This is a genomic window from Halomonas sp. THAF5a, assembly GCF_009363755.1.
Classification (GTDB): Bacteria; Pseudomonadota; Gammaproteobacteria; order Pseudomonadales; family Halomonadaceae; genus Halomonas.
Map to the genome: position 1 here is coordinate 81,019 of NZ_CP045417.1, position 23,683 is coordinate 104,701.

Here is a 23,683-nt window from a genome sequence, read left to right on the forward strand (position 1 = left end):
TCAGGCCTCGGCCGGCTCGCGCGTCTCGTGCTCCGCGGGCCTGGTGAGCCCGGCGGCCGGCGCGGTGTCCTCGTCGCCGGGCGTGGCGACGCGGAAATGCGCCACTCGTTCGCGCAGGTGCTGCGCCCTGGCCGTGAGGCGCCGCGCGGTGTCGGTGTTGCCCTCCACCAGGCCGGCGTTCTGCTGGGTCATGCGATCCATCTGGGTGACCGCCACGCCCACCTGCTCGATGCCCTGGCTCTGTTCTCGGGTGGCGGTGGAGACCTCGTCCATCAGGGCGCTGAGCTGGTCGATGTCCCGGGCCATGCCGGCGATCAGCGCATCGGTCTCCTTCACCTTGCGCGTGCCCTCGACGACCTTGGCGTCGGAGCGCTCGATCAGCGCCTTGATCTCGTGGGTCGCCGTGGCCGAGCGGCTGGCCAGGTTGCGCACCTCCTCGGCGACCACCGCGAAGCCGCGGCCGTGCTCGCCCGCCCGGGCCGCCTCCACCGAGGCGTTGAGCGCCAGGATGTTGGTCTGGAAGGCGATGGCGTCGATGGTGTCGACGATGGTGGTCATCTGGGTCGCGCTGTCGTTGATCTCGGTGATGGCGCCCACCACGTCCTCCATCGCCGCCCGGCCGCGTGCGGCGTTGGCGGAGGTGTCGCCGGCCAGGGTGCTGGCCCGCTCGGTGTGCTCGGCGTTGTGGTGCACCGTGGTCGTCAGCTCCTCCATGCTCGAGGCGGTCTCGGCCAGGGCCGCGGCCTGCTGCTCGGTGCGCGTGGCCAGCTCGTCGTTGCCGGCGCCGAGGGCGTCCACCTCGCCGTTCACGGCGTCGCTGTCGCGGTGGATTTCGCCGATGGTGGTGGCCAGGGCGCGGCGCATGCGCTCGATGTCGTAGAGCAGGCTGCCCCGGTCACCGCCGCGCAGCCGCACCTCCCGGGTGAGATCGCCGTCGGCGATGATGCCGACCGCCTCGGCGGCATAGCGCGGGTCGCCGCCCAGGGCGCGGGTCACGCCGCGGATCACCATCATCATCAGCAGGCTCACCGGCACGCCGATGACCAGCAGGGCCAGCAGGGTGCGGGTCAGCGAGGCGATGAAGGCGGCATCGATGTCGTCGATGTAGACGCCGGTGCCGACGATCCAGCCCCAGGGGGCGAAGCGCTCGTGGTAGGAGGACTTCGGGATGGGCTCGCTGCCCTCCTCGTGCTCCCAGAGGTAGTCGACGTAGCCGTCGTCCCGGGCGACGTCCTCGGCGAACTCGCGGAACAGGTAGCGGTCCTCGACGTTCTGGAAGTCGCCCACCTCGGTGCCCACCGGCAGGCGCGGATGGCTGAGCAGGGCATAGTCGTCGTCGAAGATGTAGAAGTAGCCGCGCCCCTCGTCGTAGCGCATGGCCTTGATCAGCGAGGCGGCCTGGGCCTTGGCCACCTCGGGGGCGAGCTCGCCGGCCGCGACCCGCTCGGCCTGGCCCTCGAGGGTCGACATCGCCAGGTCGACATAGACCTCGAGTGCCGCACGGCGCTCGTCGAGCATGGTCTGGCGGGTCTCCCAGGCGTTCCAGCCGACCATCAGCAGCATGGCCAGCCAGATGAGTCCGAGTGATCCCCACAGCTTTTGTGTTGTTGTCAGTTGCCGCATCGTGCCGCCTCTCGCGGGTCATTGGGTCATTGGGTCATCGCGTCATGATGGGGCCGGTCGAGGGTCATTCGCCGGCGGAGTCGACCAGGGCCATCTCCTCGCTGGTCAGCAGCTTGTCGATGTCGACCAGCACCAGCATGCGGTCCTCGAGGCTGCCCAGGCCGCTCAGGAAGTCGGAGGAGAGGGTGACGCCGAACTCCGGGGCCGGCTTGATCTGCTCGGGGGTGAGGGTCATGACGTCCGAGACGCCGTCCACCACGATGCCCACCACTCGCTCGCCGACGTTGACCACGATCACCACCGTCTGGCCGCCGTACTCGACGTGCTCGAGGTGGAACTTGATGCGCAGGTCGACGATCGGGACGATGATGCCGCGCAGGTTGGTCACGCCCTTGATGAACGCCGGGGCATTGGCGATACGGGTGACGTTCTCGTAGCCACGGATCTCCTGCACCTTGAGGATGTCGATGGCGTACTCCTCCTCGCCCAGCGAGAACACCAGGAACTCGCGGTTGTGGGCCTCGGAGGCGGCGTGCTCGGCGTTGCGTGTCAGGCTGGTCATGATGGGACTCCCTCGTTGCGGAACAGCGTTGAGTGATCGGAGGCGTGCTGCGGGCGACGCGCTTCCTTCTTGGCACGGTTGAGGCGGTGCAGGTCGGCGATGTCGAGGATCAGTGCCACGCTGCCGTCGCCGAGGATGGTCGCCGCCGAGACGCCAGGCACCTTGCGATAGTTGGTCTCGAGGTTCTTCACCACCACCTGCTGCTGCCCGATCAGGTCGTCCACCAGCAGGGCGTAGCGGCGCCCCTCGCCCTGGACGATCACCGCGATGGTCTCGTCGAGCTCGGTCTTGGCGTCCGCCACGTCCAGCGCCGCGTGCACGGCGACCACCGGCAGGTACTCGTCGCGGACCTTGAGCACCACGTCGTCGCCGGCCATGGCGTAGAGGTCCTCGCGGGAGGGCTGCAGGGACTCGAGCACGGTGGAGAGCGGCAGGATGAAGACCTCGTTGCCCACCTTGATCGACATGCCGTCGAGGATCGCCAGGGTCAGCGGCAGCACGATCCGCGTGGTGGTGCCCTGGCCCTTGCGGGACACGATCTCGACGTGGCCGCCCATGCCCTGGATGTTGCGCTTGACCACGTCCATGCCCACGCCGCGACCGGAGACGTCGCTGACCTCCTTGGCGGTGGAGAAGCCGGGGGCGAAGATCAGCTGCCACACCTCGTCGTCGCTCATGGTGTCGGAGACCGCCAGGCCGCTGTCGCGGGCCTTGGCGAGCAGCTTGTCGCGATCCAGGCCGGCGCCGTCGTCGATCACCTCGATAAGGATGTTGCCGCCCTGGTGCTGGGCCGAGAGGGTCAGGCGGCCGGTGCTCGGCTTGCCCGCCGCCTCGCGGGTCTCCGGGGCCTCGATGCCGTGGTCGAGGCTGTTGCGGACCAGGTGGGTGAGCGGATCGATGATGCGCTCGGTGAGGCTCTTGTCGAGTTCGGTGGACTCGCCCTCGGTGACCAGTTCCACGTCCTTGTCGAGCTTGCCGGCGAGGTCGCGGACCAGGCGCGGGTAGCGACTGAACACGTAGTCCATGGGCACCATGCGTACCGACATCACTGCCTCCTGGAGGTCCCGGGCGTTGCGCTGCAACAGGCTCATGCCGTTGAGCAGGCCGCCGTGGGCGACGCCGTCCAGCTCGCTGACGGTCTGGTCGAGCATCGACTGGGTGATGATCAGCTCGCCCACCAGGTTGATGATCTGGTCGACCTTGTCCACCGAGACGCGGATCGAGCTGGACTCCCCCCCCGCCTTGGCCTTCTTCGCCTTGGGCTTGCCGCCCTCCGGCCTCGCATCTGATGCCTTGGCACCCTCCTTCGGGGCCGGCGCTTGTGCGGCGTTCGCCTCGGCGGGCGTCTCCGGCGGGTGCGTCTCCCGGGCGGCGGAACCCCCGGGGACCGACGCCCCGGTGTGCTCCGGGGTCGCCTGGGCCTCCGGGGCGGCGACCCGGACCTCCAGCTGGTCGGGCTCGACGATGAAGCACATCACCGCCTCGATGTCGTCGCCGCCGGTCGTGGTCAGGAGCGTGACTTCGTAGCGGGTCTCGTCGCCGTGCAGCGCCTGCACCGTGCCGAGCTGGGCGAGCTCCTCCACCAGCAGGCCGCGATCCTTCTCGCCGACGTTCAGCAGGGCCACGGTCAGCGTCTGCTCGCCCGAGGCGGTCGACGCCTTCCCGGCGGCGGGGTTGCACTCGGGCTCGGGCGCTGCCTGCTCCGGCTCCGACGGCGCCTTACTCGGGGCGGCCGGGGTGCCGCTGGCCGCTTCGAGCTCCTGGCCGATCTCCTCCAGCGCCAGCTGCTGCAGGGTCTGGCAGATCCGCGCGAAGGCCTCCTGGTCGGGCACTTCCTCGTTGCGATAGGCGTCCAGCTGGTCGTGGAGCATGTCCTTGGTTTCCAGAAAGGTGTCGACGATGTCCCGGCGCAGGGTCAGCTCCCCGCGGCGCGTGTGATCGAGCAGGTTCTCGAAGAGGTGCGTGGTCTTCTGCAGCACGTCGAAGCCGAAGGTGCCGGCGCCGCCCTTGATCGAGTGCGCGGCCCGGAAGATGGCGTTGAGCTGCTCGGCGTCCGGCGCCTCGAGGTCGATCTCGAGCAGGTGGCGCTCCATGTCGGCGAGCAGCTCCTCGGCCTCCTCGAAGAAGGTTTCATAGAAATCGGTGATATCCATGCGCGTATCCCCACCCAGGAATGGTTGTCGCCCCTCAGGGTCGTGGTTATTCGTTACCGAGCGCTTCCTGCAGGCTGCGGTTGAATCGCTCCAGCGGCGCCTCGTCGCCGACGCTTCCCGGCGGCCGGCCGAGCGGTGACGGCGTACCGGCCCCGTCGAGCACGCCCGGCGAGCGGATGCGCGTGGCGACCTCGCGGAACAGCACCAGCAGCTCGATGCGGCGATTGACGGGATCGCTGGCCTCGCTGCCGGGCATCACGATCCGGTCGGCGAAGCCCGAGACTCGCAGCAGCTTGGCCGGGTTGAGTCCTCCGGCCACCAGCTCCCGGCGCGAGGCGTTGGCGCGGTCGCTCGAGAGCTCCCAGTTGCCGTAGCCGCGGTAGCCGTTGAGATAGGCCAGGCTGTCGGTGTGGCCGCTGATGCTGAGGTCGTTGGGCAGCTCGTTGAGCAGCGGCGCCATGGTGCGCAGCAGGTCGCGCATGTAGGGCGCGACCCGGGCGCTGCCCAGCTCGAACATCGGGCGCTGCTCGGTGTCGAGCAGCTGGATGCGCAGGCCCTCGGGGGTCATGTCGAAGCGCAGTTGCTGCTGCAGCTGGCGCAGGTCCGGATCCACCGCGATGGCGCTCTCGATGCGCTGCTGGAGGTCGCGAAAGGCGCGGCGCTGCCGATCGCTGGGACGGGTCTGGGTGCGCAGGTCGATGCGGGCCCGCTCGCCTTCTGCATGCACCGGGTCGGGGCCGCCGCCCGGGATCACGTTGGGGCTGCGCGCTGCGCCGTCACCGCCGCTGATGGCGGTCAGCAGCGGGGTGCGAAAGTACTCGGAGATGGCCTCACGCTGGCGCTGGTCGGACTGCGAGAGGATCCACATGACCAGGAACAGCGCCATCAGGGCCGTCATGAAGTCCGCCAGGGCGATCTTCCAGCTGCCGCCGTGGTGTCGATGGACGACCTTCTTGCGGCGGATGATGATGGGTCTGCGGTTCTGACTCATGCGCCGCCGTCACCCGCCCGGGCAGTGCGAACGTACTCCTCGAGCTCACTGAAGCCGGGGCGCTCTTCGGTGTGCAGCGCCTTGCGGCCGAACTCCACGGCGAGCTGGGGGGCATAGCCGTGGAGGCTCGCCAGCAGGGTGACGCGCATGCACTGGAGGATCTTTTCCACCTCCTTGGCCTGACGCTCGACGCGACTCGCCAGGGGGTTGACGAAGCCGTAGCCGGCGAGAATGCCGAGGAAGGTCCCGACCAGGGCGTGGGCGATCATCTGGCCCATCTCGTCGGGGGCCGCATCGGCCGTGCTCAGCGCCTTCACCACGCCCATCACCGCCGCCACGATGCCGAAGGCCGGCATGGCGTCCCCCACCTTGGCGATGGCATCGGCCGGGACATGGGCCTCCTGTTCGAAGGCCTCGATCTCATGGAGCATCAGCTCGTCGAGCTCCATGGGATCCATGCTGCCGCTGACCATCAGGCGCAGATAGTCGATGAGGAAGGCCATGATCAGCGGGTCGGCGAGGACCCGGGGGTGCTCATTGAACAGCACGCTCTCCTGGGGATTATCGATGTCGCGCTCGATGCCCAGCATGCCGTCGCGGCGAATCTTCGTGAGCATCTTGTACTGCAGCGCGAGCAGCTCCATGTAGAGCGCCTTGTCGTACTTGTTGGAGCGGCGCAGCCGGCCGAAGATGCGAAAGGTGGCCTTGATCGCCTTGCCATTGTTGGCGGCGATGAAGGCGCCGATGCCGGCACCGCCGATCATCAGGAATTCCGTCGGCTGAAAGAGCGGACCCAGGTGGCCGCCCGCCAGGGCGAAGCCCCCGAACACGGAGAGGATGACGACGAGGTAGCCGATGGGTATTAACACTGCCGGTATCCCTAGCGAGACGATGAATGATGGTCTTCATCGGATATCGGCGGTCACGCGCGAGACTTGAGGGGGCGTGCAACTCGTGGCGGAAAAGTCGCGGTGGCGCTGCAGCGCGCGGCCGGGCCTGTGGGGTCAGGCCCGGCGGTGGTCGAGCGTTGCCGGCGTCGGCTCGGGCTCCGCTTCCTGCCGGCGCTTACGGGTCTTGCCGGCTCGCGAGGGGGGCTGACAGATGCCGCAGACATAGTCATGGGTCGGGCTGTGGGCGTGCGCCACGAAGTGGCCGCCACAGCGGGTGCAGGCCGAGAGCTGCAGCAGGTCGCTCTCGAAGAAGCGCACCAGGGTCCAGGCGCGAGTCAGGCCCAGCACCGTGTCGGCGCCGTCGATCTCCACCTGCTCGGCATAGAGCCGATAGGCCTTGATGAAGGCCTCCATACGCTCGCAGCCCTGATCCTCCTGGAGGCGCAGGAAGACGTTGTAGAACAGTGAGGAGTGGATGTTCGGCATCCAGGTGATGAACCAGTCCGTGGAGAAGGGCAGCATGCCCTTGGGCGGTGACATGCCGCGTATCTCCTTGAACAGGCGGATCAGCCGGGCCCGGCTCAGGTCGGTCTCGGTCTCCAGCACCTGCAGGCGGGCGCCGAGTTCGATCAGATCGATGGCCAGCTGCACCTGCTGCATTTCCTCGACCAGGCTCTTGCAGGACATCGCCTACTGCTCCCCGGCGGGCGAGGCCGCCGATCGGGACGCCATCATCAGCGATGCGTGGAACTGGCTGAGGCCCTGTTCCCGGGGATTATGGGTCAGCTGGCGCAGCTGTTCGGCGCTGTCGTGCCCGAAGTGGCAGAGCAGCTGGTTGATGCGCGATAGCCGCGTCAGCTGGCGCGCGTTGAGCTCCTGAAGGAGATCCGCCAGTTCGTCGTCGATCTTGAGGCGAAACTTGGCCGTGGCCCGATCCTCGTTGATCAGGCGCTGAGCGAGCAGGAGGTAGGCGAGGTTCATCTCATGAATCTCGTCGATATGGCTGTTGATCTGCATGACTTCCTGTCGACTCCCAACCGTGATGGCATGGACGTGCGCCGATGACCGCTGCTCCGCTATACCAGCGCGGCATGGCCGAGCAGCGTCTTCCGGGGGGGAGTATTGTCAGCGCTTGGGGGGGGATGCAATCGTGCGGCAGGGCATTCTGGCGTGGGGCGATCGCCAGAATTGGTGTTACCTAATAAAAAAGATGAGGAAAATCATGCTTCTTGGACTGTATCTCCAAAATTAAATCAAACTTAGTTTTTTACAAAAGCTTACATAGATTGCCGCGATGAAACCCATAGCGATTGCCTATTGCGCTAGCTGACTGGCGGCGGCGCTGCCTCGGGCGCTTGTTCATATACCCAGACCAGCAGCTCCGCGATGACCTGGTAGAGTCGCGGGGGGATCGCCTCATCCAGGTCCAGCTGCATCAGCAGGCCGACCAGCTCCGGCGCGTCATGCACGTGGATCCCCTGGCGGTGCGCTTCGGCGATGATGCGCTCGGCCAGCTCGCCATACCCCTGGGCCACGACTCTTGGGGCGTCATTGGCGTCGTGGTAGGCCAGGGCAACGGCCTGGCGGCGTCCCCGCGTGGGATGATCGCTCATGGCGTCGACTCCTCCATCAGTGGGCCCAGCTCGACCTGGATCGTGCCGAAGCCATGGCCGGCCAGTCGGGCACGGAGGCTCTCCAGGTCATGTTCGAGTCGCTGCCGGCTCGACTCGCGGGCCAGGCGCAGGTCGATCTCCACGCGCTCCGCGTCCATCCATAGCGAGGCCGTCAGGCGGCCGAGTCCGTCGACCTCCAGGTCGATCTCCGAACGCCAGCCGCGCTGCTCGGCGTCCCGGCGGCTGGAGTCGTCCTGCTCGCCGCTCGGGCGGTCCTGGTGCCCCGGGGGCAGCTGAATCACCAGTGCCATGAAGAGCCCACTCCAGACGTCGCCCTCCCAGCGCAGGGCGGGCGTCACCAGCATCTCGAGCTGGTGGCGAACGATGCCCTGCAGACTCTCGTGAATCGGTGGCCCCGCAGGGGCTCGCGGTAGTGGCTCGGCCATTGGCTCGCGGGCGGCGGCGGCCGGTGCCGCCGCGGGCGCGGCGTTGGCCGGGGGCGGCGAGGCGAGGGGAGCGCCGGTCGGCGGTGCCTGTGGTCCAGGGTTCGCCCCGCGGGGCAGGGGTGCGCCGGGAAGGAAGGGCAGGTCGCGGGGGCCGGCAAGCCCGCTCGGGGCAGTGTCGCCCTGCCGCGCACTCGTGAGGGTGAACGGCAGGGTTCGCCACATCTGGGGCTCTTGCTGGAGCTGCTGGCGAGGCATCTCTCCCTTGAACCAGCGGGCCAGGTGCGACTCGTAGAAGAGCCCGCTGTGGCGGATGCTCTCCTCCAGGCGAGCCGCCACACCGGCCGGCGTCGGTGCCTGTCCGGCCGGCAGCAGCTGCGTCGCGGGGCTGACCGAGGAGGGCGGCGCCGGAAAGCGTACCAGCAGGTCGGCGATGGTGAGTGCGGAGCGGCTGAGGTGGGTCTGGGTCGAAGCGGGTGACGGCCCCGGGGTCGTCAGCGGCTGAGAGGGGCGATCCGATGCGGCTCCCGGGGTGCGCCCCGCTCCCGGTAGCGGCGTCGACGGGTGCCGGGCATCGAGGCGCGAGTCGCTGTGCAGGGCCTTCGGTGCGTCGGCGGGCGAGGTCGGCTTGACCGGCTGGTTGAGGTCCTTGGGCGGCTGGGTATCGACGCGCTTGCCCAGCACCTGGTGCAGCAGGGTATCCAGCAGCGGGGTGATGCCGCTCACCGGGCGCGGCTGCCTTGGCCGGGATGGCCCGGCTCGCCGACATCATAGGCGCGGTGCAGCTTGCGCTGTCGCTGGGCGGCCCCGATCAGTTCGCTCAGCTCGTCGCGACGCTCGATCAGGCGCGTGCGGATCTCGAGGTCATTCTCGAGGATCTCCTCGAGCAGCGTCGCCTTGCGGGCTCGATGCTCGGCGTCCAGCGGGTGTCCGGCCTCGAGCGCCGCCAGCTGCTCCACCAGCACGAGATAGGTGCTCTCCTGGTCGATCAGGGCCGGCCAGTCGGCGTCGCGCGCCGCGCTCAGCATGTGGCGGGTGCGCGACAGCAGCGCCTCGTAGTACTCGACCAGGGCCTGCTGGCCGATGGGTTCTCCGCCGTACTCCATGCTCACTGTCCCGGTGCCTTGTCGCCGATCTCACGCCAGGCCGAGGCGATATCGTTCAGCAGCGCCTCGGCCTGGTTCAGGCTCTCGACGTCGTTGCTCCGGTTGGCCGACAGCAGCAGGCGGGCGACATAGTCGTAGAGGGAGGCGAGACGCTCGGCGATCTCCCCGCCGCGCTCGGCGTCCAGGGCGGCCAGCAGGCCGTTGTTGACGATATCCAGCGCCTTGGAGATCGCCTTGCCCTTCTCGGCGACGTTACCGTCCTCGAGGTGGATGCGCGCGGTGCGGATGGACGCCTGGGCGCCATCGAACAGCATCACGATCAGCTGATGGGGACTCGCGGACATCACGGCGCTCTCGACGCCGACCTTGGCATAGGCGCTGGCCCCGCGTCCGTAGGCGGCGGCTCCTCGCATGGCGCTCATAGGCTGCATGCTCCTGTCGTTAAGGCCTCGCTATCGGGCCGGGGGTGGGAGGTCCATGCGGAAACGTTCGACATGGTGCTTCTTCCTGCGAAGGCGACAGTCTGACAAGTCGCGCGCCCCCTGTAGTGGTGAACAGCGTCGGTCAGGCTCGTCATTTCTGGGTATCGGCCATCCCGGCGCCGACTTTAGCCTGATACGGGCAGTTCCTCCTGGATGCTGCCGAGCCGCTGGAGGCCGATGCCGTCGCATACCTCGCCGAGCGCCGGCCCGGGCGGCTCGGGGGCGTCGGCCAGCTGCACCTGGTCGGGTCGCCCCTGTGCATCGAGGGAGCGGACCCAGGCCAGCTGGCCGCTATCGAAGCGGATCAGCGAGCCGATCGGATAGAGGCCGAAGCGTTGGATGTAGCGCTTCACCCAGCGCTGGTCGAACCGCTCGGGATGAGTCAGCAGGTGACGATAGACGGCGTCGATCCGCCAGGCGGGGCGATCCGGCCGGTCCCGTCGCATGGCGTCGACGGCGTCCACCACCGCGGCGGCCCGTGCCAGCTCGTGCAGGCGATCCCCGGTCAGACCGCGCGGGTAGCCGCTGCCGTCCAGGCGCTCGTTGACGTTATGGGCCACCGATTCGAGGATGTTGGCGGAGAGCCAGTGACAGCGCCCCATGCGACGCATCAGCTCCTCCACGTGGCCCTGCATCTGGCGCCACTGCCGCTCGTCGGGATGGCTCAGCTCCCAGTACTCGGCCGGCCATCGGGCCTTGCCCAGGTCGTGCACCATGGCGCTGGCCGCCATGGCCTTGCTCAGCTCCCGGGGGATGGGCGGCTGGCCGGCCAGATCCAGCAGGTAGACGCTCATGGCCAGGCCGTGGCGCACCAGTCGGGACTCGTGCTGTAGGCAGCGGGTGGCGAAGAGCAGGCCGTCACGATCCTCGTCGTGAAGCAGCAGCATGCGATCGGCGTGGCGCGACAGCTGTATCGCGTCCACCTCGCCGCCCTGCTGCAGTTCGAGCAGCTGGGCATCCAGGTAGCCGGCGATGCGCGCCAGCCGCTTGGTCATGGGGGTGGCGTACTCCTGGGTGTTGCGCCGTCCCACGGTAGGCGGCGATGCGGCCTGGGTCTGGAAGAGCAGCGACGGCAGTCTCGACGCCTCGCTGCCCTCGGCATAGCGCGCGGACTCGCGCTCGATCTCGCGGACGAAGAACCAGAGCTGGCGCTCCTGCTCACTGCTCGGGCTGGCGAAGCGGAAGCCGGCCAGGATCACCTGGCGGGCGGTATCCACGGTGTGGTGGCGCGGCGAGGCGCGCACCGAGAAGCGGGTGTCATTGGGGAAGCAGAGTTCCACCTCCAGCGGCTGGCTGGCCTCCGCCAGGATGGCGCTGGCGCTGAGGTCCAGCTCCAGCTGGCAGCCCTCCAGGGAGAGGTCCTTGAGGTCCCCCTGGACCGAGCCGTCCTTGCCATCGCGAAGGATGGCGCCCACCTCCATGCCGAGCCGCAGTCGGGCCCGAAAGGAGGCGCGACGCTGCAGTACCTCGAGGTGGTAGGGGAAGGGGCAGGTGCAGACCAGGCGCCCCTCCGCCTCGTGGCATTCGTGCGCGGTCAGCATCGGGGTGCGCATCATCTTGCCCTCGACCTGGCCCAGCAGGCGAAACGGCTGGCCGCGCTTCAGTTCGCCGGCGACCTCGCGGATGGCGCTGATGTCCAGGGTCAACAGGGCGGCATCGGGCTGCTGCTCCGCGACCAGCACCGGAAGCGGCTTGCTGCCCGGGGCGTCCACCTGCAGGGATGCCCCGCCCGGTTCGATCAGCGTCTGCAGCAGCGTCTCGATTTCCGCGGGGCTCTCCACGCGGGTGTAGCCATGCTCTTGCTGGACCATCCTGTCCTCTTGCTCGCCGGTTTCTCCTGCTGCTGATATCGGCGGCATGGCGGGCATCTTTAGGCGGAGGTCTCAAGTTCGGCGGTGAGCGGCCGATAACCTGAGTCGCCAGCTGGGTCTTTCCGGTCTCTTCGAGATCCAGGGTGCGATATCATGATGTCCTCGCCGGAGCGCGACGTTCCGGGCGGGACAGGGTATTCCTGGCCTAGTCTGTTTGAGACCATCACCTCCGGGAGTTGCCCGTGTCCAACGACAGTGGTGAAGCGCCGCCTCAAGCTCCCGTCGGGCAGGAGGGAGCCACGCCGATGCGGCATCCGGCCCTGCTGTTTCGACTGCTGCTGGAGCACGTCCCGATGGCCGTGGTGGCGCTCGATGCCAGGGACGAGGTGCTGTGGACCAACCCCGGCTTCCTGGCGCTGCTTGGGGCCGACTCGAACCTCGTCGGCAGGCGTCTGACCGATATCCTGCGCATGGTCACCTGGCTCCCCGTGCAGCCAGAGGGTGAGCACCACTCGCCGGGCCTCTGCTGGCAGCGTGTCTGGCTGGCCAGCGAAGGGCGCGAGGCGTCGAGGGTGGTGCTGATGGCCGAGATGCTTCCGGAGGATGCTCCGGCGGACGTGGCCAGGCTGCTGGCCTTCGTGGATCTCCAGGACGGCCAGGTGGAGGCCGTGCCGCCCCTCTCGGACCCGCACACCGGCCTGGCCAGTCAATGGGTCTTCGAGGACCGCCTGCGCCATGCGACGGCGCGGGCGGATCGTCATGCTCAGCCCCTCGCCGTGCTGATGATGCGGCTGGATCGGGCCGACGAGATCCGGCGCTCCTGCGGCGAGTCGGCCATGGCGACCCTGACGGCGCAGATCGGCCGCCGGCTGGCGGGCACGCTGCGCGACGAGGACAGCATCGTCTACCTGGGCGGCGATCGCTGGGCGGCGCTGGTCGAGCATCCGGCGTCGGCGGAGAGCCTGCAGGCCGCCGCACTGCGCTGCCTCGAGGCCATGGAGGCGCCGTTCACGCTGAGTCGTCCGCCAATGCTGCTGACGTTGTCCGTCGGCATTGCCCTCTATCCTGACGACGGCGTCACCTCGGAACAGCTGATGGCCCGCGCCGCTCAGGCGCTGGAAGCGGCGCGGCCGGCAGGCTATGCCTTCTACGACCGGGGCCTGAAGCAGAGGCTCTCGCGGCGCATGGCGCTGCGCCGCCGCCTGCAGGAAGCCCTGCTCTCCCCCGATCGCCACTTCGTCGTGGTCTACCAGCCCCAGGTCGATCTGGCCAGCGGCCGCTGCGTCGGCGTCGAGGCGCTGGTGCGCTGGCGACACCCCGAGCGGGGCATGCTACCCCCCGACGATTTCCTGCCGATGGTGGCCGAGATGGCGCAGATGGTCCGGCTCGACCGCTTTGTCATCGAGCGGGTCATCGCCCAGCACCATGACTGGCAGGCCACCGGTGGCCCGCTCTCGGAGCTGGTGATAGCGGTCAATCTCGATGCCAGCCTGCTGGAGCAGAATGTCTTCGACGGTCGTCCGCTGGACCGTTTCCTGCGGGAGTGCGGTGGCGATCTGGACTGGCTGTCGCTGGAGATCGATGCGCGATCGCTCTCGTCGCAGGCCGAGGCCCACGGACTGCTGCTGCGCCGCCTGTCCCGGATGGGCGTAGGGCTGGTGGTCGACAACCTGGGCGAGTCCCCGGTGGATCTGACGCGCCTGGCAATGCTGCCGGTCTCGCAGGGCAAGATCGGCCGCGAGCTGGTGCACGGGCTGACCGATAGCCGTCCCTTTGCGCGCCAGGCGGTCAGCGCTCTCGCACAATGTCTGAAGGCGCTGCAGCTCGGCAGCATCATGGTCGGGGTGGAGTCGACCGAGGAACTCGCCGCGGCTCGGCGCAAGGGCGTCGGCCGTGTTCAGGGCAACCTGCTGGGGCCGCCGATGGCGGCCGACGCCCTGGCCACCTGGCTGGCGGAGCGTCCCGACCGATGGGTGCTGCGGGAATCGTGATGAAGTTCGCCGTGCCGGAGGCGGCGGCCTGAGGCGGCAGGAGGCATCAGGCGGAGGTGTTCAACCGTCGCTGCCCTATGGTGGCCCGCCCGTCGGCGGCGTAGACGGACTTCTCGGCGATGCGGTGGATGTAGTCGAGCATCTGCTGGTTGTGCGCCATGCGCAGGCCGATCAGGCGGCCGTTGCGCTCGTTCAGCCGGGCGGTGCGGGCCGCCATGTCGAGGGTGGCCTGCCACTGCGCGAGGCAGCCGGCGTCCTCGGCCGCCTGGCGGGCGCCGCTGGCGTCATCGGCGTAGCCGAGCTTGCGCTGCACCTTTGCGCGACTCGTCTCGGTCTCCTCGAGGCGCTGCAGTAGCCTCGCCTTCTCCTCGGCGATCTCCTCGAGGCGTGTGCCATCGATCGTGCCGTTGAGCAGCTGCGCCTGCTCGTGGTCGAGCAGGTTGGTCAGGGCCCCGAGCCGGGATTGCTGCTGCTCGAGCAGGCGCTGCAGGCTCATTCGCCGCGCTCCTCTCCGCTCAGCAGGTCCTGGACGCTGGCGATCAGGCCGTCGGCGATGCGCTCGGCCCGCACGTCCAGCCGTCCCTCGCGAATGGCCTCGCGCAGCTCCTCGACGCGTGCGGTGTCGATGTCCTGGCTGGCGTCCGTGGCGCCCTGGCTCAGGTGGGTCGTGGCGGAGGGGCCGGCGTCCTGTCGCTGGGTGCGCTGCGTGCCTTCTGCCTTGCGGCTCTCGTCACGCGGCTCCGCCTGGCCGGCACGCGGCAGGGGATGGAGGTTGTCGATTTTCACGGTGATGGCCTCGTGACCGATGTGTTGATGAAGGGTATCGGCCGAAGAATCGCGAACTTTAGTGCGGCGTATGGCATGCAGCCGGTGTGGCAGAGTGTGTAAGCGAAGCGCTTAAAAGTCCACGGCCAGGCGCCCCTCGCCGACGATCCGCGCCTCGAGGATCTCGCGGCCGGCGAGGCGCACGCGGATCCGCTCTCCCCGGCCGCCCGCCGCCAGCGCCTCGCCGTTGCGCGTCACCCGAAAGCCCGCGCCGCGCGCCTCGATCACCACCTGCTGTCCCCGCCTGACCAGCGGCCGCGTACGCAGATGGTAGCGCTGCAGCGTCTGGCCCGCCGCCAGGGTGCGAGTGGCCTGCTGGCCGATCGCCCGGTCAAGGTCGAGGACTGCCTGGCGGGGCAGTCGATCCAGGCGGCCGGCGACCAGGGTCAGGTCCGCCGGGCGGATCGTCTCGCCGGCACGCACCTCTCGCGCCAGTGTCACGTAGTGCCCGGTGACCGAGATCTCGGCCTGCAGGTAGCGCACCCGGCCGTCATCGCCGCAGCGCACGCCCACGGCGACGCGACCCGCCGGCCTGTCGGCGGCGCGGGGCAGGAAGATGTCGGGCTCTGGGCAGGTGGGCAGGGCGGCCCGTGGCGGATGCACCTCGACGGTGACCTCGTCACCCGCCTTGTCGCCCGGTCGTGCGGCGCGCTCCAGCAGGAAGTCGTTGACCTTGGCCAGCAGGACCTCATCGCCGGCACTTTCGGCGGCATGGCTCGGTCCGGCCAGCAGCAGGGCCATCGCCAGCAGGCGAGCGGCGTGCCGGAGGCGGCGAAGTGATCGGCGGTGGCGCAGCATGTCGTGGCCAGGCTTGGGAGTGATGCCACGATTCTAGCGGTCGTCCCCGCGGCGAAACTCGTGAATTGGCCCTCCGAATGTCGGCTGTTCGTGCCTTTGTCATGACAGGGGCTTGGCTATTCTCCATCGTCGACTCACTACCTTTTGCGGGGAGCGCCGAGATGATCGATCGGCTCGAAGCCTCTTTGAACTTCCACCAGCAGGCCCTGGGGCTGCGCCAGGAACGCCAGAAGGTGCTGGCCAGCAACATCGCCAATGCCGATACGCCGGGCTACAAGGCCCGCGACATGAACTTCGCCAGCGAGCTCAACAAGGCCGTGCAGCAGGGCGGGAGCGAGGGACTTTCGCTGTCGCGGACCTCCTCGCGCCATCTCGAGGGCCAGGGGCTGCCTTCGGGCTCGCGCGACCTGCTCTATCGGGTGCCGGCCCAGCCGAGCCTCGACGGCAACACCGTCGACATGGACCGCGAGCGCACCCAGTTCGCCGACAACTCGGTGCGCTACCAGGCGGCGCTGACGATCCTCAACAGCCGTATCCAGGGCCTCAAGAAGGCCATGCAGCCCGAATAATCCAGGAGCGACCCCATGTCGATGTTCTCCATCTTCGATATCTCCGGCTCGGCCATGAGCGCCCAGTCGCAGCGCATGAACGTCACCGCCAGCAATCTGGCCAACGCGGACAGCGTCGCCGGCCCCGACGGCGAGGCCTACCGGGCCAAGCAGGTGATGTTCGAGAGCCGCGCCCGGACCCGCGACGGCATCGGCGGCGTGGGCGTGCGCGAGGTGGTGGACGACCCCTCGCCCATGCGCCAGGAGTATCGCCCCGGCCACCCCCTGGCCGACGAGGCGGGCTACGTGACCATGCCCAACGTCGACCCGGTGGGCGAGATGGTCAACATGATCTCCGCCTCGCGCTCCTACCAGGCCAACGTCGAGGTGATGAACACCAACAAGCAGTTGATGCTCAAGACACTGACCCTGGGCGAGGGATAACCACATGGCGAGCACCATCGGTAGCGGCGTGATCAATGGCATCAACGGTGGCGCCGCGGGCGGCGCGAGCCTGAGCGCCAAGCAGTCGGACGAGCTGCGCAACAACTTCATGACCATGCTGGTGACGCAGCTGCAGAACCAGGATCCGCTCAGTCCGATGAAGAACGAGGACATGACCGCCCAGCTGGCGCAGATCAACACCGTCAGCGGCATCGAGGAGCTCAACGAGTCGATGGCGGCGATCACCGGCCAGATCGACGCCGGCCAGACCCTGCAGGCCACCGGACTGATCGGCAAGGGCGTGCTGGTACCCGGCGATCGCGTGCTGTTGAACCGGGGCGAGGCGGCCGAGGGGGAAGAGGCCGAGGTGACCACCACGCCCTTCGGCATCGAGCTCGACCAGCCCGCCGACAACGTCATCGTCACCATCACCAACCAGTCCGGCCAGGTCGTGAACCGCTACGAGACGGGCTCGGCCAGGGCCGGTGTGGAGTCCTTCAGCTGGGACGGCCAGACCAGCGATGGCCAGGCCGCCACCGACGGTGCCTACCGCGTCAGCGTCGAGGCCACCCGAGGGGACGAGGCGGTGCCGGTCGAGACCCTCAACTACGCCGTAGTGGGCAGCGTCACGCCGCCCACCGATGGCGGGCAGGTTCAGCTCGACCTGGGGGCCGTCTACGGCCGGGTCGGGCTCTCGGATATCAAGCAGATCCTCTGATGACGGGCCGCTCGATCACGAGCCGTTCTCCGTTCGATACTCAGCCAACGCAGGGACAGTGACATGGGTTTCTCACAAGCGCTCAGCGGCCTGAACGCCGCCTCCTCCAGCCTCGACGTGCTGGGCAACAACATCGCCAACTCCCAGACCGTGGGTTACAAGAGCTCCAGCGCGCAGTTCGCGAGCGTCTTCGCCGGCGCCAAGGGCTTGGGTACCAAGGTTTCGACGGTGATGCAGGACTTCGGTGCCGGCAATATCGAGGCCACCGGACGCAGCCTCGACCTCGCCATCAGCGGCCAGGGCTTCTATCGCTTTCAGCAGGACGGTGAGGTGGTCTATTCGCGCAACGGCCAGCTCAGCATGACCGCCGATGGCTTCCTGGAGAACGCGCAAGGCGCACGTCTCATGGGCTACGGTCTCAACGCTCAGGGTGAGGTGCAGGTCGGTGGTCAGCCTGAAGTGTTGAACATCTCGTCGGAGGAGTTGGCGGCGAGGGCCACCTCGGATGTCTTTACGACCCTGAATCTCGATGCACGAAACATTGCTGGTGACGGCCTGAGTCAAACTCAGGTAACGACTAACCTGAAGAACCCTGAAAATATTGCTAATCAAGAGCAGCTTGATTACCACTATGCCAATAACTTCAGCGTGTATGACTCTTTAGGCCAGGCGCACAGCGTCTCGATTTACTACGAGAAACGACCCGAAGCCGAGAACTCTTGGCTTGCGAAGGTCGTTATGGATGGGTATTACGACATGAAGTCTGATCCGGTAGGCAAGGCGACCGGAGAAGTAACCAGCGCCGCTGAAAAAGGCGCCGACGTATCGAAGAGCTCGGCGGATGCGCTGATTAGCTCGATGAAGGAAACAGAGTCCAGTCTTTCGTCCCTTAAGGCTGCGATGAGCACGGCAGCGGCAACAGCTGCAGCAGAACCGGGTGCGGATGCCGATTCGGTCAGAAAAGCCGTTAATGACGCCGCAGGGCAATTTGCTTCTTCTGCAGGCTTCACGTTAAGCGATGTCTTGGATAAATATCTGAACGGGCAGAAAATTGAGCCAGCACAAAATGCAGTGTTGGCCGCTTATGTCGATAAGATAAATACCGATATGGATGCAGAGACAACGAGTGCCGATGTTGTCACTGCAGTCGACAATGTTGATCCTATGACCGAAGCGACCGTTGTTAGCGAGTTCGGGAGGTTCGTGGACTCCAAGTCGGCATCGATCATTTCAGGATCCGATGCCGAATATTCAGAGGTTGCGACCTCCTCTTTGGCTGCTATCAAGAGCGCTCTTGGTGGAAGTGATATCAGCACCGACGTGGCGAGTGCTCAAGGCATCGACGTGGATGCGGATGCAGCGACGGTTGCCGCCGTTCAGAAAGTGGTAAGCAACGTCGCGAACGATGCTCTAATCGGTATCAATGATCCGGAAATTATCAGTGCCGTAAATGCCGTTGAGGCAGCGGATGACGGCGCATCAACAGTTTCAGCCATTGTGACCGCCACATCGGCAGCAGATCCAGGTGAAGCCTTCGAGGCCTTCGGTACCAACGACTTCGTCGTAGAGTTCAATGAAGATGGCACATTGAAACGTGTGGGGCAGCCGGAGCTGACAGATAACGGGATCGAATATTCCGATGTCGCTAACAACGCTCCCCAGATTTCATTCGCCAGCGATGCAACGACTCCCCTCGGTGGAGCAACCAATGAGTTGAAATTCAACATCGATCTGGGGAATACGACACAGTTTGGTAACAACTCGCAGGTTGGAGAGCTCACTCAAAACGGTTACGCCTCAGGCTCGTTGGTCGGCATCACTATCGAGGATGATGGCACCGTGATGCGCAACTACACCAACGAACAGTCCCAGGCGGCTGGGCAGATCGTGCTGGCCAACTTCCGCAACCCCGAGGGGCTAAAGGCGGTAGGTGACAACGCCTGGACGGCCACGGAGGGGTCGGGCCAGGAGCTGGTGGGGGTCGCAGGCACCGGTCTGCTGGGCAGCATCCAGTCCGGGGCCATCGAGACCTCCAACGTGGACCTGGCCAAGCAGCTGGTGGACATGATCGTCACCCAGCGCGCCTACCAGGCCAACTCCCAGACCATCAAGACCCAGGACGAGGTCCTCCAGGCCTCGATCAACCTGAGTCGCTAAGGCGGGAGCCGAGCCATGGATCGCATCCTCTACACCGCCATGAGCGGCGCCCGGCAGAGCATGGAGCAGCAGTCGGTGGTCAGCCACAACCTCTCCAACGTGGACACCGTCGGCTTTCGCGCCCAGCTGCATGCCATGCGCGCCGTACCGGTGCAGGGCGACGGCGCCCTGCCTACGCGGGTCTCGGTCGCCGCCTCGACCCCTGGGGCGGACGTCGCGCCCGGCCCCATGAACCGCACCGGCCGGGCGCTGGACGTGGCGATGGAGGGCGATGCCTGGCTCGCCGTGCAGGCGGCGGACGGCACCGAGGCCTACACCCGGCGCGGCGACCTGCAGGTGGACAGCGACGGCCTGGTGACCAGCGTCGGCCGCCCGGTGATCGGCGAGGGCGGCCCCATCCAGGTGCCGCTGGGCGCCCAGCTCTCGGTGGGCAGCGACGGCACCCTGAGCGCCATCGCCCAGGGCCAGGGGCCCGACGCCCTGGTCGCCGTGGGCCGCCTCAAGCTGGTCACGCCCGACGAGGCGGGCGTGGTCCGCGGCGATGACGGCCTGTTCCGGGCCCCGCCCGGCGGTGATGACGCTCCGGCGGTGCTGCCCGCCGACGACGAAGCCCGCCTGGTCAGCGGTGCCCTGGAGGGCAGCAACGTCAGCGCCGTGGACGCCATGGTGTCGATGATCGACGTGGCGCGGCGCTACGAGATGCAGACCAAGGTCATCAGCACCGCCGACGAGAACGCCCAGCGTGCCAACAGCCTGCTCTCCCTGAGCTGAGACGCCCCGAACACGAGGAACCCCTAGATGATCAAGTCACTGTGGACGGCCAAGACCGGCCTGGAGTCCCAGCAGGTCAAGCTGGACGTGATCTCCAACAACCTGGCCAACGTCAACACCAACGGCTTCAAGCAGTCCCGGGCGGTGTTCGAGGACCTGCTCTACCAGAACCTTCGCCAGCCCGGCGCACAGAACGACGTCCAGAATCGCCTGCCGTCGGGCATGCAGGTCGGCACCGGCGTGCGTCCGGTGGCCACCGAGCGCCTGCACACCCAGGGGGGGCTGGAGCAGACCGGCAACTCCCGTGACCTCGCCATCAACGGCCAGGGCTTCTTCCAGGTGCTGATGCCGGACGGCACCACCGGCTACACCCGCGACGGCAGCTTCCAGCTGGATGCCAACGGCCAGATGGTCACCGCCAACGGCTATCCGCTGGAGCCGGCGATCATCATCCCCGAGAACGCGCTCTCGGTGAGCATCGGCGAGGACGGCATCGTCTCGGTGAAGCAGCCGGGCAGCGCCCAGTCCAACGAGGTGGGCCAGATCACCGTCTCCACCTTCGTTAATCCCACCGGGCTCGAGAGCATCGGCGGCAACCTCTACACCGAGACCACCGCCTCCGGTCCCCGCAACGAGGGCATCCCCGGTCTGAACGGTGCGGGCCGGCTCTCCCAGGGCTACGTCGAGACCTCCAACGTCAACGTGGTGGAGGAGATGGTCAGCATGATCCAGACCCAGCGAGCCTACGAGATCAACAGCAAGGCGGTGAAGACCAGCGACGAGATGCTGGCGCGCCTCGCCCAGCTGTAACGACGAGGAGGAGCGCGGGTGAGAGAGGGAGAGCGGTCATGAAGGCCGGAAGGTTCGACGGCGGGCGATGCCTGCGCGGGCTCTGTGTCCTGATGATGGTGCTGCTGGGCGGGTGTGCCCAGGTGCCACGCGCCTCGGTGGTCGGCGAGCAGGAGCAGATCATGATCCCGGACCGGCCGGTGCCGCGGGCCAACGGCTCCATCTATCAGGCGCATCGGGGCTACCAGCCGCTGTTCGAGGACCGCCGGCCGCGCATGGTGGGCGACATCCTGACCATCGTGCTGGACGAGGAGGTCAGTGCCAGCAAGAACGCTCGCTCCAACGCCGATCGCAACGGCTCCTCGAGCCTCGGCTTCGACCAGCAGGCCGACGCCATCGAGCAGCTGACCGCGCTCGGCTTCGATATCTCCGCCTCCGGCGAGAGCGACTTCGAGGGCGGCGGCGGCTCCGAGGCCAACAACTCCTTCACCGGCACCATCACCGTCTCGGTGGTGGAGGTGATGAACAACGGCAACCTTAGGGTGCGCGGAGAGAAGCAGATCGCCATCAATCAGGGCACCGAGTTCATCCGCTTCGCCGGGGTGGTCAATCCGCGCACCATCACCGGCCAGAACACCGTGCCCTCGACTTCGGTGGCGGATGCGCGCATCGAGTACGTCGGCAACGGCTACATCAACGAGGCGCAGCACATGGGCTGGCTGCAGCGCTTCTTCCTCAACGTCTCGCCCTTCTGATGGTGATCGCATGAACTTCGGCTCGGTCCGCACGATGTCCCGCCGCGCGCCGTTGAGGCTTTGCTCGATGGCGCTGCTCCTGTGCTGCCTGGTCGCGCTGCCGGTCCAGGCCGAGCGCCTGCGCGAGCTGGCCGGCTTTGCCGGGGTGCGCGACAACGCCCTGGTGGGCTACGGCCTGGTGGTCGGCCTGGACGGTACCGGCGACCAGACCATGCAGGCGCCCTTCACCGGCCAGAGCCTGACCAACATGCTCTCGCAGCTGGGCATCACCGTGCCCCCCGGCACCAACATGCAGCTGCGCAACGTGGCAGCGGTGATGGTCACCGCCGACCTGCCGCCCTTCGCCCGGCCGGGGCAGCGGGTCGACGTGGTGGTCTCCTCGGTCGGCAACGCCGACAGCCTGCGCGGCGGCACCCTGCTGATGACGCCGCTCAAGGGCGCCGACGGCGACACCTACGCCATCGCCCAGGGCAACCTGCTGGTGGGCGGCGCCGGAGCCTCCGCCGGCGGCGCCAGCGTGCAGATCAACCAGCAGGCCGGCGGGCGGATCAGCGGCGGCGCGACCGTGGAGCGCGAGGTGCCGCTGGCGCTGGGGGCCAACGGTGGGCTGCTCGAGCTGGAGCTTAACAGCAGCGACTTCGGCACCGTCCAGCGGGTGGTCAGCGCCATCAACCGCGAGTTCGGCCGCCTCGTGGCCGCCGCCCGCAACGGCCGGGTGATCGCCCTGGACGGCCCCCGGGACGCCAACGCCCGGGTCAACTTCATGGCGCGCGTCGAGAACATCGAGGTCACGCCCCCCGAGGCGCCGGCGCGGGTGGTACTGAACTCCCGCACCGGCTCCATCGTGCTCAACGGCGCCGTCACCCTGCGCCAGGCGGCGGTGGCCCACGGCAACCTCTCCATCGTCATCGATACCGACGTGGGCGTCAGCCAGCCCAACCCCTTCGGCGGCGGCGAGACCGTGGTGGTCGAGGACACCGAGATCAGCATCCAGCAGCAGCCCGGCACCCTCAAGGTGGTGGAGGGCGCCAACCTGCTCGACGTGGTGGATGCCCTCAACTCCCTGGGCGCCACGCCAAACGACCTGATGTCGATCCTCGAGGCCCTCAAGGCGGCCGGATCGCTACGCGCCGAGCTGGAGATCATCTGATGAGCCTGAATGCTCCCGACACCATGGGCGGGCAGTTCGCCCTCGACGTCCAGGGCCTCGAGCGGATCAAGCACAGCGCCCGCCAGACCCCGGGCGAGGGGCTGGACGCCGCGGCCAGGCAGTTCGAGGCGCTGTTCGTGCAGATGATGATGAAGAGCATGCGCGACGCCGTGCCCTCGTCGGGCCTGCTCGACAATCGCCAGACCGAGTACTTCCAGGAGCTGCTCGACAAGCAGTGGTCCCAGGGCATCGCCGAGCGCGGCGTCGGCCTTGCCGAGCGGTTGACGGCGCAGCTCGAGGGCCGCCACGGCGGCGCGACGCCTTCCCGCGATGGAGAGCTCGAGGCGTTGATCGCCGGCATTCCCCGCGGCACGCCGCGCCCCCTCGAGAATGCCCTGCGCCCGGAGGAGAGCGGCGAGGTGGAGACCGCCGCGATGCCGGCCTCCTTCCTCGACGCGCTCCAGACCACCGCTCCGGTGGATACCGCCTCCGAACCTCGTGACGACCGACCTGCCCACGTGCGCGACTTCCTCGAGCGCCTGGAGGCGCCCGCCCGGGCGGCCAGCCGTGCCTCCGGTGTGCCGGCCGAGCTGATCCTGGCCCAGGCGGCGCTGGAGACCGGCTGGGGCCGCCACGAGATCGCCACCCCCGGCGGCGGCAACAGCCACAACCTCTTCGGCATCAAGGCCGGCAGCACCTGGCGGGGCGAGACCACCGAGATCCTCACCCACGAGGTGATCGACGGCCGGCGCCAGGCCGTGCGCGACCGCTTCCGGGTCTACGGCTCCTTCGAGGAGGCCTTCACCGACTACGCTCGACTGATTGGCGACAATCCGCGCTATGCCGGCGTGCTCTCGGCGGGCAGCGCCGACCAGGCCGCCCGGGCCCTGCAGCGGGGCGGCTACGCCACCGACCCGGCCTATGCCGACAAGCTGATCGCCGTGATGGACACCCTCGGCCCGCTGGCTGGCGACAGGACCCTGGCGAGCCGCGGGCCCGTCTCGCCCTACGCCGCTTCGTACTGATCCGCGCTCAAGAGTGCCGCCGCGCCGCCGATAAGAGG

The 23,683-nt window shown here is 67.8% G+C and carries 25 protein-coding genes; 10 read left to right on the plus strand and 15 right to left on the minus strand.

Translation table 11 applies throughout. The features are described 5' to 3' along the window. From FIU83_RS00380 to FIU83_RS00435, 12 genes are all read right to left on the minus strand, one after another. A complete protein-coding gene (locus tag FIU83_RS00380) occupies positions 1–1,623 on the minus strand; it encodes a methyl-accepting chemotaxis protein (protein WP_152482231.1) in 1,623 nt (540 codons plus the stop codon). 64 nt (positions 1,624–1,687) lie between these two features. After that, complete coding sequence (cheW, locus tag FIU83_RS00385; protein WP_152482232.1) at positions 1,688–2,185, minus strand: chemotaxis protein CheW; 498 nt, start codon at positions 2,183–2,185, stop codon at positions 1,688–1,690. Next, the gene (gene cheA / locus FIU83_RS00390) at positions 2,182–4,338 is read right to left on the minus strand and encodes a chemotaxis protein CheA (RefSeq protein WP_152482233.1); all 2,157 of its coding nucleotides are present in this window, start codon (positions 4,336–4,338) and stop codon (positions 2,182–2,184) included. Before cheA ends, cheW begins: the two co-directional genes overlap by 4 nt. A 46-nt stretch (positions 4,339–4,384) precedes the next feature. After that, positions 4,385–5,329, minus strand: a complete 945-nt coding sequence (motB, locus tag FIU83_RS00395; protein WP_152482234.1) for a flagellar motor protein MotB — start codon at positions 5,327–5,329, stop codon at positions 4,385–4,387. Further along, entirely contained in the window at positions 5,326–6,198 is an 873-nt protein-coding gene (motA, locus tag FIU83_RS00400; protein WP_152482235.1) for a flagellar motor stator protein MotA, read from the minus strand. Before motA ends, motB begins: the two co-directional genes overlap by 4 nt. 135 nt (positions 6,199–6,333) lie before the next feature. Next, positions 6,334–6,906: a flagellar transcriptional regulator FlhC gene (flhC, locus tag FIU83_RS00405; RefSeq protein ID WP_152482236.1), complete on the minus strand. Its 573-nt coding sequence runs from the start codon at positions 6,904–6,906 to the stop codon at positions 6,334–6,336. A 3-nt stretch (positions 6,907–6,909) separates the two neighbouring features. Then, a complete protein-coding gene (gene flhD / locus FIU83_RS00410) occupies positions 6,910–7,236 on the minus strand; it encodes a flagellar transcriptional regulator FlhD (protein ID WP_152482237.1) in 327 nt (108 codons plus the stop codon). Between the two features lie 305 nt (positions 7,237–7,541). Then, positions 7,542–7,832, minus strand: a complete 291-nt coding sequence (locus FIU83_RS00415) for an EscU/YscU/HrcU family type III secretion system export apparatus switch protein (RefSeq protein WP_152482238.1) — start codon at positions 7,830–7,832, stop codon at positions 7,542–7,544. Beyond that, positions 7,829–9,001, minus strand: coding sequence for a flagellar hook-length control protein FliK (locus FIU83_RS00420; protein ID WP_152482239.1), 1,173 nt, complete (start codon positions 8,999–9,001; stop codon positions 7,829–7,831). The genes FIU83_RS00415 and FIU83_RS00420 overlap by 4 nt, the downstream gene beginning before the upstream one ends. Next, positions 8,998–9,381, minus strand: coding sequence for a flagellar protein FliT (locus tag FIU83_RS00425; RefSeq protein ID WP_152482240.1), 384 nt, complete (start codon positions 9,379–9,381; stop codon positions 8,998–9,000). The genes FIU83_RS00420 and FIU83_RS00425 overlap by 4 nt, the downstream gene beginning before the upstream one ends. A 2-nt stretch (positions 9,382–9,383) precedes the next feature. Further along, the gene (fliS, locus tag FIU83_RS00430) at positions 9,384–9,803 is read right to left on the minus strand and encodes a flagellar export chaperone FliS (RefSeq protein ID WP_152482241.1); all 420 of its coding nucleotides are present in this window, start codon (positions 9,801–9,803) and stop codon (positions 9,384–9,386) included. A gap of 185 nt (positions 9,804–9,988) precedes the next feature. Beyond that, positions 9,989–11,674 (minus strand): HD domain-containing phosphohydrolase, encoded by a 1,686-nt coding sequence (locus FIU83_RS00435; RefSeq protein WP_152482242.1) that lies wholly within the window; start codon positions 11,672–11,674, stop codon positions 9,989–9,991. Positions 11,675–11,979: 305 nt separating this feature from the next. On the opposite strand from FIU83_RS00435, the gene FIU83_RS00440 reads away from it, so the two are divergent. Further along, positions 11,980–13,665, plus strand: a complete 1,686-nt coding sequence (locus FIU83_RS00440) for an EAL domain-containing protein (RefSeq protein WP_152482243.1) — start codon at positions 11,980–11,982, stop codon at positions 13,663–13,665. 46 nt (positions 13,666–13,711) lie between these two features. On the opposite strand, the gene flgN is transcribed toward FIU83_RS00440, so the two are convergent. The 3 genes from flgN to flgA all read right to left on the minus strand — a co-directional run bounded on the left by flgN (position 13,712) and on the right by flgA (position 15,288). Next, positions 13,712–14,161, minus strand: coding sequence for a flagella synthesis protein FlgN (gene flgN, locus FIU83_RS00445; RefSeq protein WP_152482244.1), 450 nt, complete (start codon positions 14,159–14,161; stop codon positions 13,712–13,714). Further along, positions 14,158–14,451 carry a flagellar biosynthesis anti-sigma factor FlgM gene (gene flgM, locus FIU83_RS00450; protein WP_152482245.1) on the minus strand — a complete coding sequence of 98 codons (294 nt, stop codon included), beginning with the start codon at positions 14,449–14,451 and terminating at the stop codon, positions 14,158–14,160. Before flgM ends, flgN begins: the two co-directional genes overlap by 4 nt. A gap of 111 nt (positions 14,452–14,562) precedes the next feature. After that, positions 14,563–15,288, minus strand: a complete 726-nt coding sequence (flgA, locus tag FIU83_RS00455; protein ID WP_152482246.1) for a flagellar basal body P-ring formation chaperone FlgA — start codon at positions 15,286–15,288, stop codon at positions 14,563–14,565. Positions 15,289–15,449: 161 nt separating this feature from the next. On the opposite strand from flgA, the gene flgB reads away from it, so the two are divergent. The 9 genes from flgB to flgJ all read left to right on the plus strand — a co-directional run bounded on the left by flgB (position 15,450) and on the right by flgJ (position 23,645). Beyond that, complete coding sequence (flgB, locus tag FIU83_RS00460; protein ID WP_152482247.1) at positions 15,450–15,857, plus strand: flagellar basal body rod protein FlgB; 408 nt, start codon at positions 15,450–15,452, stop codon at positions 15,855–15,857. A 15-nt stretch (positions 15,858–15,872) separates the two neighbouring features. Beyond that, positions 15,873–16,280: a flagellar basal body rod protein FlgC gene (gene flgC / locus FIU83_RS00465; protein WP_152482248.1), complete on the plus strand. Its 408-nt coding sequence runs from the start codon at positions 15,873–15,875 to the stop codon at positions 16,278–16,280. Positions 16,281–16,284: 4 nt separating this feature from the next. Beyond that, entirely contained in the window at positions 16,285–16,998 is a 714-nt protein-coding gene (locus FIU83_RS00470; protein ID WP_152482249.1) for a flagellar hook assembly protein FlgD, read from the plus strand. 63 nt (positions 16,999–17,061) lie between these two features. Next, on the plus strand, positions 17,062–19,155 hold the full coding sequence (locus tag FIU83_RS00475; protein WP_152482250.1) for a flagellar hook-basal body complex protein: 2,094 nt from the start codon (positions 17,062–17,064) through the stop codon (positions 19,153–19,155). A gap of 15 nt (positions 19,156–19,170) precedes the next feature. Then, entirely contained in the window at positions 19,171–19,926 is a 756-nt protein-coding gene (locus FIU83_RS00480; protein ID WP_152482251.1) for a flagellar basal body rod protein FlgF, read from the plus strand. Positions 19,927–19,953: 27 nt separating this feature from the next. Next, entirely contained in the window at positions 19,954–20,736 is a 783-nt protein-coding gene (gene flgG, locus FIU83_RS00485; protein ID WP_152482252.1) for a flagellar basal-body rod protein FlgG, read from the plus strand. 38 nt (positions 20,737–20,774) lie between these two features. Next, the gene (locus tag FIU83_RS00490) at positions 20,775–21,470 is read left to right on the plus strand and encodes a flagellar basal body L-ring protein FlgH (RefSeq protein ID WP_152482253.1); all 696 of its coding nucleotides are present in this window, start codon (positions 20,775–20,777) and stop codon (positions 21,468–21,470) included. Between the two features lie 67 nt (positions 21,471–21,537). Continuing rightward, complete coding sequence (locus FIU83_RS00495; RefSeq protein WP_216645044.1) at positions 21,538–22,620, plus strand: flagellar basal body P-ring protein FlgI; 1,083 nt, start codon at positions 21,538–21,540, stop codon at positions 22,618–22,620. Continuing rightward, on the plus strand, positions 22,620–23,645 hold the full coding sequence (gene flgJ / locus FIU83_RS00500) for a flagellar assembly peptidoglycan hydrolase FlgJ (RefSeq protein ID WP_152482255.1): 1,026 nt from the start codon (positions 22,620–22,622) through the stop codon (positions 23,643–23,645). The genes FIU83_RS00495 and flgJ overlap by 1 nt, the downstream gene beginning before the upstream one ends. Positions 23,646–23,683 lie beyond the last annotated feature (38 nt).

What these genes read in the sequence shown, in the direction of transcription:
- FIU83_RS00380 (WP_152482231.1), bottom strand. Translation starts at nt 1,623, where the DNA reads ATGCGGCAACTGACAACAACACAAAAGCTGTGGGGATCACTCGGACTC.
- cheW (WP_152482232.1), bottom strand. Translation starts at nt 2,185, where the DNA reads ATGACCAGCCTGACACGCAACGCCGAGCACGCCGCCTCCGAGGCCCAC.
- cheA (WP_152482233.1), bottom strand. Translation starts at nt 4,338, where the DNA reads ATGGATATCACCGATTTCTATGAAACCTTCTTCGAGGAGGCCGAGGAG.
- motB (WP_152482234.1), bottom strand. Translation starts at nt 5,329, where the DNA reads ATGAGTCAGAACCGCAGACCCATCATCATCCGCCGCAAGAAGGTCGTC.
- flhC (WP_152482236.1), bottom strand. Translation starts at nt 6,906, where the DNA reads ATGTCCTGCAAGAGCCTGGTCGAGGAAATGCAGCAGGTGCAGCTGGCC.
- flhD (WP_152482237.1), bottom strand. Translation starts at nt 7,236, where the DNA reads ATGCAGATCAACAGCCATATCGACGAGATTCATGAGATGAACCTCGCC.
- FIU83_RS00415 (WP_152482238.1), bottom strand. Translation starts at nt 7,832, where the DNA reads ATGAGCGATCATCCCACGCGGGGACGCCGCCAGGCCGTTGCCCTGGCC.
- FIU83_RS00425 (WP_152482240.1), bottom strand. Translation starts at nt 9,381, where the DNA reads ATGGAGTACGGCGGAGAACCCATCGGCCAGCAGGCCCTGGTCGAGTAC.
- fliS (WP_152482241.1), bottom strand. Translation starts at nt 9,803, where the DNA reads ATGAGCGCCATGCGAGGAGCCGCCGCCTACGGACGCGGGGCCAGCGCC.
- FIU83_RS00435 (WP_152482242.1), bottom strand. Translation starts at nt 11,674, where the DNA reads ATGGTCCAGCAAGAGCATGGCTACACCCGCGTGGAGAGCCCCGCGGAA.
- FIU83_RS00440 (WP_152482243.1), top strand. Translation starts at nt 11,980, where the DNA reads ATGCGGCATCCGGCCCTGCTGTTTCGACTGCTGCTGGAGCACGTCCCG.
- flgN (WP_152482244.1), bottom strand. Translation starts at nt 14,161, where the DNA reads ATGAGCCTGCAGCGCCTGCTCGAGCAGCAGCAATCCCGGCTCGGGGCC.
- flgA (WP_152482246.1), bottom strand. Translation starts at nt 15,288, where the DNA reads ATGCTGCGCCACCGCCGATCACTTCGCCGCCTCCGGCACGCCGCTCGC.
- flgB (WP_152482247.1), top strand. Translation starts at nt 15,450, where the DNA reads ATGATCGATCGGCTCGAAGCCTCTTTGAACTTCCACCAGCAGGCCCTG.
- flgC (WP_152482248.1), top strand. Translation starts at nt 15,873, where the DNA reads ATGTCGATGTTCTCCATCTTCGATATCTCCGGCTCGGCCATGAGCGCC.
- FIU83_RS00470 (WP_152482249.1), top strand. Translation starts at nt 16,285, where the DNA reads ATGGCGAGCACCATCGGTAGCGGCGTGATCAATGGCATCAACGGTGGC.
- FIU83_RS00475 (WP_152482250.1), top strand. Translation starts at nt 17,062, where the DNA reads ATGGGTTTCTCACAAGCGCTCAGCGGCCTGAACGCCGCCTCCTCCAGC.
- FIU83_RS00480 (WP_152482251.1), top strand. Translation starts at nt 19,171, where the DNA reads ATGGATCGCATCCTCTACACCGCCATGAGCGGCGCCCGGCAGAGCATG.
- flgG (WP_152482252.1), top strand. Translation starts at nt 19,954, where the DNA reads ATGATCAAGTCACTGTGGACGGCCAAGACCGGCCTGGAGTCCCAGCAG.
- FIU83_RS00490 (WP_152482253.1), top strand. Translation starts at nt 20,775, where the DNA reads ATGAAGGCCGGAAGGTTCGACGGCGGGCGATGCCTGCGCGGGCTCTGT.
- FIU83_RS00495 (WP_216645044.1), top strand. Translation starts at nt 21,538, where the DNA reads ATGGCGCTGCTCCTGTGCTGCCTGGTCGCGCTGCCGGTCCAGGCCGAG.
- flgJ (WP_152482255.1), top strand. Translation starts at nt 22,620, where the DNA reads ATGAGCCTGAATGCTCCCGACACCATGGGCGGGCAGTTCGCCCTCGAC.